This window comes from Cytobacillus sp. FSL W8-0315 (assembly GCF_038002905.1).
GTDB lineage: Bacteria > Bacillota > Bacilli > Bacillales > Cytobacillaceae > Cytobacillus > Cytobacillus pseudoceanisediminis.
In genome coordinates this window covers 124982-139996 of record NZ_JBBOOC010000004.1, presented here as the reverse complement: position 1 = coordinate 139996, position 15015 = coordinate 124982, and the positions used below count along the sequence as shown (strand labels likewise).

Here is a 15015-nt window from a genome sequence, read left to right as displayed (position 1 = left end):
TATAGAATCATTACTTATATTGTGATAGTAAGTTAGGTTAAATGAACTAAAAGAAATCAAGACAAAATTTCGTTGGTGTTGAAATAATGGTGAAACTTTTAGTATGTAAGCGAAATTTCTACAGTTTTTGATAGTATTCATTGCCAAGATTTCTTTTAAGTACTTTATTAAGCCTCTAGAAACTAAGTTACATTTTGATACCTATATTACTTTACTGGTTTCCCATACATTATCTGCCTTAACTCTAAAAGAAGGCATTTATCTTTAAAGGAGCGTTAATATGACTATAACCGCAGGAAAAAGTTATTCCTTGTCTCCAAATCAGGAAAATCTCTGGCGTTCTCACTATCTGTCCTCAGAGCAGAACCATTTAAATATGTTTACATCTTGGCTGTTACCTGCGGATGCAGACATATCTGCTTTGAAACTTTCTTTTCAGAGCGTTTTAGATCGATATGCTTCATTACGGACCATTTACGAAATGGTAGATGGAATACCTTTTATGAAAATAATGGAAAATCAAACACTTGATTTCCAGCAAAAGAACCTTTCTCACTTAAGTCTTGAAGAATTTAACAAGAGTCTAAGCGAGGAAGCTCATACACCTTTTGATCTAAAAAAATGCACGATGAAAGTCAGGATCTTGGAGAATTGTATTTTTCAGAAAGTTCTTTTGATCAATATACACCACATTGCAATAGATGGAATTTCTATGATGGTTATAATGAAGGAATTTGGCAGGTTCTATGATTTGTATTCTCAGGGAAAGGAACCGGAAGAGCGGGAAGTAGACTTAAAATATTTTGAATTTTCAGCAAATAAAGAAGGACAAGCATACCCTAGTACAGAGAGTCTAGAATATTGGAAGAAAAGGCTTCAAGGAGGTAAGGGTATACATCCTGTTAATCTCCCTGCAAAAAATTCTGATCATCATTCGTTTAAGGGGGATTGTTTATTCTTTTCAATTGATGAAAAGCTTGCAAACGCATTAAAAGAAACAGCAAAAATGAATGATTCGAGCTTATATATAATACTTCTTTCTGCTTTTCAAGTTTTACTTCACAGATACAGTCAGCAAAAGCATATCTGGGTTGGCACTCCCTTCTTTAATAGAACCAGAAAAACATTAAAATCCGTAGGTTTCTACGCTAACACACTTTATATAGATGGAGCTTTTACAGAGGGCTTAACCTTCTCAGAGTTACTCAAACAAATCTCTAAGAAATTCGAAGGAAGCAAGGAGCATAAAGAGATTACCTATTCCAGCCTTATGAGACTGATGCAGGATAATGGACTGGCAGAAGAACAGGGTCGTGCGAACGTAATGTTTAATTTTCCAAATATGAGAAGTGTTACGAAGAACAATCTGGGGCCAGCTTTTCTAGGTATAGGCGGGGCAAAAGGGAAGTTCGGATCACTTGAATTCGAAGTTTATCCACTTAAAAGAAATATTACACAATTTGAAATTGAGTTTGATGGTATTGAGTTTAATGGGGGGATTACTTTCCGCTTATTATTTGATCCGGAAAAATATGATGGGAACTTAATGAAACGCTTCACCGGCCACTTTATCCAGCTACTTAGAGGGATTGCTAAAAATCCATACGCAGTACTGGAGGAATATCCCCTACTGCTGGAGAGTGAAAAAAAACACCAGTTGAATTCCCTTAATCACCCCCAACTTCTTAAAAACACCAATCAGCCAAATCTTATACTTGAAATTGAAAAGCAGGCCCGTTTAAATCCCGATTCTCCTGCTGTAACTATGGGAGGAGATACCCTTACATACCGTGAACTTTCTGAGAAATCCAGCAAATTGGCTGGAGGATTGAAAAAACTTGGAATCTGTCAGGAGGAGAGGATAGGGCTTGCAGTTTCCCAAAGTGTAGAAGCCATTGTTGGGATCATCGGAATTCTAAAGGCCGGTGGAGTCTATATTCCTCTAGACCTTAAGTATCCCAGAGAACGACTCGAATACATGATAATGGATGCAGGCATTTCGAAAATCATCACAGACGGAATAATGGACTTATCTGTACCTAATATAAATTTTCTATTATTGGACGATTTGTTTCATACAGCGGAAGAACCACTAATGGAACTAAATCCAAAGCAGCTGGCATACATCATCTATACGTCAGGCTCAACTGGAAGACCTAAGGGCGTTATGGTGAGCCATGAAAACATTTATTATTCTACCAAGTCAAGAGAGCAAGTATATAAATTGAACAAAGCTTGCCGCTTTCTGCTGCTGTCCTCGATATCCTTTGACAGCTCAATGGTAGGTATTTTCTGGACACTGACGGTCGGCGGGGAAATTATCCTGACAGACTTGAACAATCAGCTTGATGTACCGGAGCTGCTTGGTAAAATTCAAAAAGAAAAAGTAACTCATATGTTAAGTGTCCCCTCGTTTGTTCAGTTAATGCTAAACCAGGCAGGAACAGCACAATTGAGAAGCCTTGAATGTGTAATTGTCGCAGGAGAACCTTTTCCTAAGAGTCTACATACATCTCAGAAGGAAAAATTCCCGAATATAGACCTTTATAACGAATACGGTCCCACGGAAGCTTCAGTGTGGTCCAGCTATTACAGACTCGGTGAAACATGCAATCATCCTGCGGTTCCAATTGGATATCCTCCTGCACATGCAAGAATATATATTCTCGATAAACATCTTAATATGGTTCCTCAAGGCACTGAAGGCGAAATATATATTTGCGGGCGTGGCATCACTAGGGGTTATAATAATCGGCCATCTCAAACTGCAGATAAATTTATTCCAAATCCCTTCGGGTTAGGGGAACGTCTGTACCAAACCGGTGATTTGGCTCGTTATAACGAAGATGGAAGCATTCATTTTCTTGGAAGGATTGACGGACAGGTTAAAGTGAATGGATTCCGCATTGAGGTAGGGGAAATTGAAGCAGCAATTGAAGAACAAGTGGATGTTGATAAAGCGGTCGTGCTCTTAAAAAAAGAAAATAATCTATCAAGAATAGCAGCCTTTATTGTTGCTCCTTTGGGCATATCGCTTAGTAAGCTAAAAAGAAAACTTGCTGCCCGCCTGCCTCATTATATGGTACCTTCACAGTTTATAGTGATGGATGAACTTCCATTAACTCAAAATGGAAAAGTTGATAAAAAGAAACTATTGAAAATTAAAATATCCGCTAAGGAAGAGCGTGAGGATATTCTTCTCCCGGAGACTCAAGAAGAAAGAGTTCTTAGTAACGTAGTTACCGAGTTGCTCGGAGAAGAAATAAGCATGAATGACAGCTTTTTCGAAATAGGAGGAGACTCGATTTTCGCTATTCAGATATCCTCAAAACTCCTAGAAAAAGGGTGGACATTAAAGCCCAAGGATATTTTTGAAAAGAAAACAATTGTCAATATGGCAAGAGCAATGAAGAAAGTAAAGCAGAAGTCAATAAATGCAGTAGATCATGGAACAGTTCCGTTAACACCGATTCAGCAGTGGTTTTTTGCTCAGGGGTTCTTATATCAGAATCACTGGAACCAAGCACTTCGGTTAGAGGTTCAAAAAGATATCGAATACGGCCTATTACAGGATGCTTTCGATTATTTGATGAAAGTACATCCATCTTTGAAACTGAGGTTCTTCCAACAGAATGGTAGCTGGGTACAAAAATACAAAGACGATAAATCTTCTTTTCAGATTCTATATAAAAAAATGGATATGTCTGCGGACATTGAAAGTGAAGTCAGCAGGTTTGCTAAAGAACTTCAAGCATCTTTAAACATTACAGAAGGCCCTCTATTAATAGCTGCGTATATTGATTGTGATGGTAAACGGGAAAATGAACTCATAATAATTGCCCACCACCTGATCGTTGATATGATTTCCTGGCAGGTCCTGTTGCAAGATCTGGATTTACTATTAGAACAGAAACTGAAAGGTGATCGACTGGCACTGCCGCCTGAAAATTTCACCTACTCTGAATGGTCTCGTTATTTAAGAGAATTGGATGAAGACGAATTAAAGAAAGAGAATCAATGGCTTGTAACAAGGTCTTTTAAGGCGGATGAAAGCGTCTTGGCTAACGTGGATAAAGGGACTGAAGGCAGTAAAAAGCAAGCAGAAGGGTGGCTCGAAAAAGATTTGACCCTTTCCCTTCTAAAAGAGGTTCCGAAATATTTTGAAACAAAAGCCAATGAAGTCATATTTGCAGCGGTTGCTTCGTCTTTGAAAACTTTTACAGGTGACAAAAATTTAGTGATTGATCTCGAAGGCCATGGGCGTGATCCTTTTACATCTGATATTGATCTTTCAAGGACTGTAGGGTGGTTTACAAGTGTTTATCCAGTCTTTCTGGAAGGTAGCCTTTTAAAGGCTCAAGATAATGTGTTGTTAAAACATGCGAAAAACAGCTTGAGAAGATTTCCAAATGGAGGAATTACCTATGGTGTCGCACGGTGGCTAAAAGAAATGGAGGGGCCGCAGCTTAGTAATAGCCTCTTCAGCTACAACTATCTTGGAAAAGTGGATCAGACTTTTTTCCGTTCAAAACACTTTTCTTTTCACAGCTATCTAAGCGAGTCTGTAAAAAACCCTTCTGAAAAGAGAGTCTATCTCCTAGAATTTGAACCATATATCTTCAATGAGCAACTATGTGTGCGAATACATTATAGTCCAAGTTTTTCTGAAGAAGATATTGGTCGCCTTTGTACAGATATTCTAACTAATATCCGTGAGTTGATACGTTTTTGTACAGTAACGGAAGAAATTGGCCTGGTAGCAAGTGATTTTCCTGAAGCAAACCTGGACCAAGGAGCTTTGGATAAATTTTTGCTTTCTCTTAAACAAAGTAACTAGTAAGGAGTCCCTTTATGGATATAAAAAATATTGCAAATATTTATGAATGCTCTCCCTTGCAAAAAGGTATGCTGTTTCATGCTGTACATCAGCCAGAAACAGGCTTATATATTGAGCAGATTCGGTTCTCATTATCAGATGCTCTTGAAAAGGAAGTTTTCCGTCGGGCTTGGGAAAAGACCGTCGAGCGGCACGATGCTCTAAGGACCACTTTTCATTGGAAAGGGATTAACAGCCAACTTCAGGTAGTACAAAAAAAAATAAAAGTTCCGTGGGAGGAAAAGTCATGGGATTGCCCGCTATATGAAGCCGATGAAAAACTTAACAAAACTGCTGAGGATATACGAGTAGAACCTTTTGACCTTGAGAAGGGACCTTTGATGAAGTTTTGTTTAATAAAGCTAACTGATGGATATGAGTTCATCTGGACCTTTCATCACCTTTTGATGGATGGCTGGTCTATGCCCCTTGTACTAAAGGATGTTCTGGACTTTTACCATTCAACAATAAGAGATGAGCCACTTAGTTTAGAAAATACTCCACAGTACGGAGAATATATTTCTTGGCTTAACAAACAAGAGCTTAGTGAAGCTCTTGAATTTTTCCGAAGAAAGCTGGAAGGATTGGAAGAACCCAGTTATCTCAAAACAAAACGGGGTAATAGTATGCACTCCGTTCAGGATCAGTACAGGGATTGCTTTATATCTGAACAGGAAAGAACAAGACTTGAATCACTTGCCCGTGATCATAACGTAACTCTGTTTACGGTTTTACAGAGCCTATGGGCTTTATTGATAAACAGCAGGACTGACTTTACGGATGTGGTAATGGGGACAGTAATGTCCGGTCGCAGGCCTGAAGTGAGAAACTCCGATAGAATTGTCGGTCCATTCATAAATACACTCCCCTTAAGAATTCGACTTAAAAGGGAAGATACAATGCTGGAAGTAATCCAGCAGGTTCAAAAAGAGCAGACTGAATTGCTTCAGTATGAATATACCCCATTGTTCGAAGTGCAAAAAGTCAGTGGGCTAAGCGCAGATAAACCGCTATTTGACAGCATCATTGTTTTCGAGAACTATCCATTTGATCCCAAGCTTTTTACAGATGAAAAAGCAGGCCTAGCCATTACTCGTTTCCAGGTAGAGGAAAAGTCCAATTTTCCTGTTAGTTTAGCGGTAATTCCATATGAAGGGAAACTCCTTCTCCGCCTCCATTTTTCTTCCTCTGCAATCAATAATGATGATGCCGAGGCTATCTTGAACAGATTAACTTTATTTATGAATCAGGTTCTTGATGATGTAAACAAAACAGTGGATAGCCTTCAGCTAAAGGATGAAAAAGAAACGAAAAAAACAGTAATACATGGAAGAACTTTAAAACAGAAGATAACGGGACCATTTACATTACATGAACAATTTGAGAAACAGGTTCTTATCTACGGGAACAAGATTGCTGTGAGAAGTGAAAATGATGCTTATACATATAAAGAGCTTAACCGCCGTTCCAATCAGTTAGCAGCACATCTGGTGGAAAAAGGGCTAACTACAGGACAGCACGTTGCTGTCATGATGGAAAGGTCGGCCGATCTTGTAATTGCCATATTGGGTATCTTAAAGGCAGGCGGAGTTTATGTTCCTATTGACAAGCATATGCCAGAAGAACGGATAAGATATATTCTTCATGATTCAGAGGCTCGTTTCATGATTGTAGGAAAAAAAGGGCAGACTGCTAGTTTCACTGGTATTACTTGTATCCCAGTCTCGGTTAAACAAGACATTGGTGGTAGAACAGCAAAAGCGGAGGTAAGCAGTTTGCATTCCGCATACCTGATGTATACCTCGGGCTCTACAGGTGAGCCTAAAGGAGTGACGGTCACCCATAATGCTGCTCTACTTCACTATCAATCTTTCAAGGAAACTTTTCAATTGAAAGAATCGGATAAAGTGCTTCAATTTGGCACTATAACATTTGATCCTTCAACGGAACAAATTTTCCCGACATTATTTAGTGGGGGAGAAGTATTTATCCGGGGGGAACATTTGTGGGATGCTCAAGAATTTGTAGACAAAGTGAATGAATATGAAATAACTATTGGGAATCTTCCAACCCCATATTGGACTGAAGTTGTACAGTATTACCGTCTAACCAATAGACAGCTGGAAATGCCTTCGTTAAGGATGCTGGCAATTGGAGGGGACAAGCTTTCCAAAGCTCACGCTGAAGCATGGAACCTGGTAAATAAAGGGAAAACAGAACTTTATAACTTTTATGGACCAACAGAAATTGTGACAACCTGTACTTACTATAAAATTAGCAAAGAACTGCCTGATACACCAATTGTGAGTATAGGTATCCCATTCCCAAACAGAAAAACCTATATTCTGGACAACATGGACAGACTAGTGCCCGATGGGAAGCCGGGGGAACTTTACATTGGAGGACCTATCCTCTCAAGCGGTTATCATTTGAAACCAGCGCAGACCGCCGAACGATTTTTGCCGGACCCATTCAGCACAGTTCCAGGAGGGAGGATGTATCGCACGGGGGATATAGTAGCATCTTCTCCTACAGGGGAAATCGATTTTCTTGGAAGAAACGATGACCAGCTAAAAATACGTGGCTACAGGGTCGAGACAGGAGAAATAGAAAAAGCACTGTTAACTATCCCTGGAGTAAGGCAGTCCATTGTAAAAGCAGAATCAGTTTCAGGAAGAAAAACACTTTACGCTTATGTAACTTTGGACAAAGCAATATCTAATGAGGAATTAAAAGCATCACTCAAAAGCGTGCTCCCGGAATATATGATCCCTAGATCGATTATAGTACTGGATGAACTGCCAATGCTTACAAATGGAAAGGTTGACCGTAAAGCTCTTCCGTTGCCTGAAGTTCTTGAAAATACACGTACTTCTATTGCTGTTCCGGTGAACTCTCTTCAGGAAAAAATGGCCTGCATATGGGAAGAAGTACTTAGGGTTGATAAAGTAGGGATCCATGATAATTATTTTGAGCTTGGCGGAGATTCCATTCTAGCACTTCAAATTGCTGCAAAGTGTCAGGAAGTAAACATTCATCTAACAACTAAAGACTTGTTTGAACACCAGACCATTGAAAATATTTCACTTGCTCTGGAGAACGAGAGCGACGAATACTTGAATTCTAATTTAACAGATTTGGGAGGAGCAAATGGCCAGCCGTTTACACCAATAATGAAATGGTTCTTTGAAAAGGAACTTGCAAATCCACATCACTGGAACCAATCTGTCTTTATCAATTCAAAAGAAGATCTTGCTGTTCGTGAATTTAAGCAGGCTCTAACGTGTATGGTTGAAGCCCACCAAGCTTTCCAAACAAGGTTCATCCATAACGGTGATGAGTGGGTACAGATTCCGGATGATAGTCCTGGTTTTACATTTGAAGTGATAGACATAAATGGTGAAGCTGCGTTAGATTCCCAGAATAAAAGAATTCAGGAAGCCCAGTCATCTATTGACTTTAGTAATGGTCCATTGATGAAGGTTCTATATTTCAGAAATGAAAAAGAAAAGAAATATGAAGTTTTCTTTACTGCCCATCATCTAATCGTAGATGGTGTTTCCTGGAGAATATTACTAGAGGACCTGCAATCAGCGTACAATCAGATATTAAAGAATGAGCAAGTGAAATTGCCTAATGAAGGAATGTCTTTCAAAGAGTGGGGTCATTTTCTCCAGAATTATGCGAAAAGTGAAAAACTGGCGAAAGAGTATCCCTATTGGAAAAAAACAGCGGCATTCAGTACCAAGATACCTAGAGATTTCATTAACTCGGATATTCGAAACACAGAGGGAAGCAAGGTCAAGAAAACGATCAGTTTTACTGAAAAAGAAACACAATATCTATTAACCGGTGTCAATCAAACTTTGGATGCCAAGATTCAGGAGATACTTATTACAAGTTTAATCCTTACTTTAAGAAAATGGACCGGAAATAAACAAGTCAAAGTAGACCTAGAGGGACACGGTAGAGAAGAAATAAATAAAGGCGTTCAACTCAGCAGGACTGTTGGATGGTTTACAGCACTTTTCCCTTTTTTGTCTGACACAGGTAAAAATCAATCACTTCTCGAAAGCCTGACAAGTACCGTAAGACAAATCCGAAGTATACCGCAAAATGGTATCGGGTTTGGAATATTGAAATATTTAACAGATAAAGAGCTTAAAGACAATGCATCTGATGTCAGTTTTAATTATCTAGGCCAAGTAATGCACTCTAGGGAAAATGATTTCTTTGAAATTTCCAACAGGAGTGCGGAACCGATCAGAAGTAAAGAGTCCAGAAGAGCATATCTAATTGATGTCGAGGGGGCAGTCATAGGAGGAAAGCTTTCTTTAGATTGGATGTACAGTAGTTATGTCCATAAAGATGAAACGATTGAAATACTTATTTCCACTTTTGTTTCAACTGTGAAGGACATTATTGCCCTCGCCAAGCAATTTGAATATAAGCTGCTATTGCCAAAATCTTTTCCAAAAATCAGCCTCAGAGAGGATGAATGGGAACTTGTTAGTAGTCATTCTACTGATATAGAAGACATTTTTCCTTTATCGCCGGTCCAGGAAGGAATGCTTTTTCATACACTTATGCACCCGAATTCAGGCGTCTATGTAGAACAGATGGCGTTTAGAATCTGCGGGGAGTTCTCTGTACAGGCGTTCTCAAAAGCATGGGATCATGTATTGGCTTCTAACAGTATTCTCAGGGCGGACTTTTTATGGGAAGGCTTCACCAAGCCGATTCATGTAATAAATTCAGAACCTAAAGTGCAGGTGGAGTATGAAGACTGGTCAGGAAAATCTAGTTTGAGTGCCGAGACTGATTTAGAAGATTTAAGAAGAATGCAGCGATTGACAGGGTTTATTCCAGGTAGGGATCAGATGCTAAAGCTTAAACTGATTTGCTTAAATGAAGAAACCCATTATTTCATCTGGACCTATCATCATCTCCTTCTTGATGGGTGGTCAATGCCTATGGTAATTAACCAGCTATCAGAAGCATACAGAAATATCATTTCAGGCATAGAGCTAAGAAGAATGGCATCCCTTTCTTTTGGCGAGTTTTCTTTCTGGCAAAGCACACAGGATCGTTCAAACACAGACGAGTTCTGGAAAGAGAATTTATTAAATTACGATCAAAGGGCGATACTTGTTGGAACTGCAACTAAATCAAACTTGGCGAGCAGTGGGCATAGGGAAATAAAGAGGAAGCTTTCACTGGATCTCACTGGTAACTTAAAGACTTTAGCTTCTAGAGAAAAAGCTACGTTGAATACTATTGTTCAATGCGGATGGTCACTATTACTTAGCTTTCTCGGGAAAAAGGAGCAGGTAATATTCGGTTCAGTATTTTCTGGTCGATCAGCCCCTGTAAAGGGGATTGAAGAAATGGTTGGGATGTTCATTAATACCCTTCCAATCGGGGTTAAAGTCACTAAAAGGAAGTCTGTAAGGAGCCTTTTGTCCGAAGTTCAAAACCTGCAAGGAAAAATAAGTCAGATTGAGCATATGCCGTTAACAGAAATTAAGGAAATAATCGGATATAAATCAAAAGATCCCTTATTCGAGACATGTCTTATTTTTGCCAATTTCCCTAATATGTTGTCATCGGATGGAAAACAGCAGCTTCTTGAAGGTGTCAGCGTGCAGGATGTGGAGATTGCTGAGCAAACGAATTTTCCATTAACAGTTTCCATCGTGCCTGAAGATAGCCTCTCGTTGGATATTAACTACAGTTGCTCTCACTTTAATGAAGATGACATTAATTTGTACCTGGATCTTCTTGTAGCAGTCCTTTCACAAATGGGAACTGATTCAGGGTGTGAAGTAGGAATGCTGATGGCAGAAATGGAAAAGCTTCTACTTTATCATAATCAATCACAAGAGTCCCAAAAAAAGGAACGGAATCGGAGCAGATTAAGCAGCCGGAAAAGAACATCTATATCAATATTAAGTTAAAAGGGAGCCCAAACAATGACAAAAACACTAAAAGTGGAACGGAGAACAAGGCAGACTGTACAGATGAATAAGCCACTTGTTACCAAGAATCTTCTAAAGGAAGGAAAGTTCTTACCTATTGTAATCACTCCGAACTCTGAGGAAGTAGACTTATTCAAATGGGCCAGTAAGAGTCGTGAAGAACTAAATGCTTTCCTGCTAAAGCATGGAGGAATACTTTTTAGAGGCTTTAAGGTAGAGGGTATTAGGGATTTTCATACCTTTATTCGTGAAATAGCAGGGGACCTCCTTGAATACAAAGATCATGCTACTCCAAGAAGCGCAGTAAAGAATCAAATTTACACTTCAACTGATTTTGATTCAGATCAGTGGATAGAGCTGCATAATGAAATGGCCTACAGCAACGAATGGCCAATGAAAATCTTTTTTTACTGTAACATCGCAGCTGTTTCAGGTGGGGAAACACCAATAGCTGATAGCCGGAGAATCTATCAAAAGATTGATCCGCAGATAAGAAAAAAGTTTGAAGACAAACAAGTAATGTATGTAAGAAATCTTGGACTTACCCTAGGAATGAAATGGCAAGATGTATTTCAAACGGAACTTAAGGAGGAAGTAGAGGAGATTTGCAGACAAAACGCAATGGATTGTATCTGGAAAACGGATGATCACTTGAGGATAGAACAGATACGTCCCGCTATAACAGATCATCCTGTGACCGGAGCACCTCTCTGGTTCAATCAAATAACCGCTTTTAACCTTACTACACTTAACAAGGAAATTAGGGAAGAAATTTTAAGGCAATATGATGTCCAGGATGTTCCCAAAAATTCTTTTTATGGAGATGGAACAGAGATTGAGCCAGAAGTACTGGAGCATATCCGAAAAGTGTACGAAGAAGAAACAGTGATGTTCTCCTGGCAAGAAGGCGATATTCTGATGCTCGATAACATGCTTACGGCACATGGTCGTTCACCATATACCGGAAACCGAAGAACACTGGTGGGAATGACAGAAACATGCAGTTGGAATAAATAATAAGGGGGGACGTTTATGAAAACGATGGAAGGCTACTCTTTGTCAAACCATCAGAAAAGGATCTGGAAATTGCAAGGTGTCTATGAAGCTCCGTTTTATAGTTTTCTATCTGTCAAAATGAATGGGATCCTTTCTATCCCAAGAATAAAAGAGTGCTTAATAGAATGCATGAACCGCTATGAAATCCTGCGAACAAGGTTCCAGGAGGTTGAGGGAATGGAGTACCCTCTTCAAATAATTGATGAAAAAGTGCCTTTTAGTTTTTCATATTCTCCTAGTTCAAATAAAGAGGAAGACCATAACTTGTCCATCCAGCAGATTGTAAGCAATAGATTAGATGTTGGGGCAGGCAAAAACGTTCATATTGAGATAAGAAAATTAAAAGATAAAGAATATGAAATTAATCTTTATGGATTAAGTTTATGTACAGATCTAGCTTCTTTAAAAATGATTATCCATCAGGCTATCAGCCTTTATGTTGGGAACACTCAGTTACCAGAAGAAGAAATTATTCAGTATGTAGATTTTAGCCAGTGGCAGTATGACATATATGAAAGTGAAGAGGTCCAAATAGAAATCCCGCGGCAAGCGGTGCTTCCTTACGAAAGACTTAATGAGCAGTCAAAAAACCTTAGTCTCCAAAGAATTAAAAAACAGATAGACCAGACTCTATCCTCTGAAATAAAAAATTTAGGAATGCGGTATAACCTTTCTGTTTCCTCTCTTCTTCTTTCCGGGTGGAAAGTGTTCTTATCCAAACTGTCTTGTTTAGACATGCCGGTCGGGGTTGTAGCAGAGGGAAGGGAATATGAAGAGTTGAAAGAAAGTGTTGGTCAGTTTGAGAAAGTGTTGCCTGTACAGCTTGATTATAACGACTATACGTATATCGAATATGCGGAGAAGTGGCAAAAGCATACAAAGGCTCTGTTTGATAAAGCAGAATATGTGAATCCACTGACACTTATGTCAAAGTCTGAAGACTTTATTCCGTACCAGGCGCGTTATATCGATAAGATTGACTGGCCAGAACCATTTTCTGTATCTATCGAAGATTTGGCCACCTATTCTGAAAAGCATAAACTCTTTCTGACAATTTTTCCTGCTGAAGAAGGATATAAAATGATTCTTCAATTTAATGCATGCAACTACAGAAGAGATGATGCAGAAAAATTGCTAAATGAATTTATCCATCATCTTAAGGTTTGTGCTGATTCCCCAGAGAAAAAACTTAAATGCCTGTCTTTCTTAACTGAGACAGAAGAGAATTTCCTACAAGACCAACTAAACAGAACATATAGTCTAGATTCTGTTCGAGAAAGGAGTTCTATCTTAGAGCTATTGGAAGAAAGCTTTCAAGCCCATAGTGATCTACCAGCTCTAGTTGTGGATAGCAAAACGCTTTCTTACAGGGAACTTAACAGCAAAGTGAACCGTTTGGCAAGATATATTAAACAATATATCAATCCAGAGGACCGTGTAGCTATCTTTCTTCCAAGATCTGAAGAGGCTGTCATTAGTATATTAGCAGTTTTAAAGGCGGGAGGCTGCTTTGTTCCAATTGACGTGAAGTGGCCTGTTAACCGAGTACAATACGCTATTAAGAACAGTGGCGCATCCTTAGCGATTACAAAAGAACAAGCTGGTTTGAAAGATATTAACTTAGGCATTAAAGTCCTGGACTTGGAAGCAGAGCGATTAAAAATTCAGCAGGAAGATGAAGTGCCTTTCGTATCTTCCGTTCTTCCTGAACAACTAGCTTATGTACTTTTCACTTCAGGTTCAACCGGTATGCCTAAAGGCGTTTCAGTTCAGCATGACAGCCTGCTAAATTATATTTTATGGGTGGATCAGCAGTTCAAAAACGAGGACTTAAAGCTACCTTTTATTTCAGAACTTGGATTTGACGCCTTTTTAAAACAACTGTTTTATCCGTTGATGAGGGGAAAAAAGGTAACACTCTTTTCAGAAGAAGATGTTCTTGAGCCAGTTCGCTTTCTTGAGAAATTTTTAGAATATGAACTGAATACTTTGAACCTAGTTCCTTCTCTATGGAATGTTCTAGTGGGGGAAATACTTAAAGATGATATCCTAGCAGAAAAAGTAAAAACAGGAATAACTCATCTGTTGGTAGGTGGAGAAAAAATCAGCAGTGTTCTGCTCAAAGATACATGGGAGCTGTTTCCGAATATACAGGTTATTAATCTATATGGCCCTACAGAAACTACTTCGAATTCAACGTTCTCCTCTATCAAAAATGAATTGTTTGTGCCAATGGGAAAACCAGTTAGAAATACGAAGGTGTTGGTGCTGAACAAGGAAATGGAAAGAACAGCTGTAGGGGAGACTGGAGAGCTCTATATAGGAGGGACATCTGTTTCCCGCGGCTATTTTGAAAACCGGAGCCTGACCGCAACTCAATTCTTGCCTGATCCATTCGAACACGGAAAAAGGCTTTATAAAACTGGAGATCTTGCCCGCCTCATGGTAAACGGTGAGCTTGAATTTGTCGGACGCATTGACGAACAGATAAAAATTAATGGCAAACGGGCTGATTTAAATGAAGTGGAAGCGGTGTTGAGGACACATCCTTCTGTGAAAGAAGCAATCGTCTTTCCACTTGTCCAAGAAGGAACAACGATCCTTGCTTTCTGCACTGGGAATGCAGAAGAAGAGGAGATAAAAGAGTACTTAAGAAAGTGGCTGCCGGTGTATATGGTGCCAGCCAAAATTATCGCTTTAGCCGAGTTTCCGCTTAATAATAACGGCAAGACAGATAGAAATTCACTGCTGGCCTTATACAATAGGCTTGAGAAAGGAAGGTATGTTTCTCCGAAAACTGAATTGGAACAAGTAATAACAGGGATATGGAAAAGTGTCATTAAAAAAGAGCAAGTAGGAATCAGAGACAATTTTTTCGAACTGGGCGGGCATTCATTGAACGCTACGCAAATCATTTCCCGTATAAGGAAAATTTATGAGCTCGATGTACCGGTCAGTCTGTTATTTGAATCAGAGACAGTTGAAAATCTGGCAAAGGGTATTCAAGAACTATACCCGCATGAAGATAAGTATATTCGACTGGTTTCCGAAGCTTATCTAAAAGCCGAAAAAATGGCTTCCGAAGAAGCAAAGATATGAAAGGAG

General features: G+C 39.2%; 4 protein-coding genes. All 4 read left to right on the top strand.

The annotated features are described in order from the left end of the window. The first annotated feature begins 280 nt into the window (after positions 1-280). The 4 genes from MKY20_RS28200 to MKY20_RS28185 are packed head-to-tail and all read left to right on the top strand — an operon-like array spanning position 281 to position 15009. The gene (locus MKY20_RS28200; protein ID WP_341004456.1) at positions 281-4837 is read left to right on the top strand and encodes an amino acid adenylation domain-containing protein; all 4557 of its coding nucleotides are present in this window, start codon (positions 281-283) and stop codon (positions 4835-4837) included. A 14-nt stretch (positions 4838-4851) separates the two neighbouring features. Continuing rightward, positions 4852-10833: a non-ribosomal peptide synthetase gene (locus tag MKY20_RS28195; RefSeq protein ID WP_251174077.1), complete on the top strand. Its 5982-nt coding sequence runs from the start codon at positions 4852-4854 to the stop codon at positions 10831-10833. Positions 10834-10848: 15 nt separating this feature from the next. After that, positions 10849-11871, top strand: coding sequence for a TauD/TfdA family dioxygenase (locus tag MKY20_RS28190; RefSeq protein WP_019379470.1), 1023 nt, complete (start codon positions 10849-10851; stop codon positions 11869-11871). A 15-nt stretch (positions 11872-11886) separates the two neighbouring features. Then, complete coding sequence (locus MKY20_RS28185; protein ID WP_341004455.1) at positions 11887-15009, top strand: non-ribosomal peptide synthetase; 3123 nt, start codon at positions 11887-11889, stop codon at positions 15007-15009. The last annotated feature ends 6 nt before the right edge of the window (positions 15010-15015 follow it).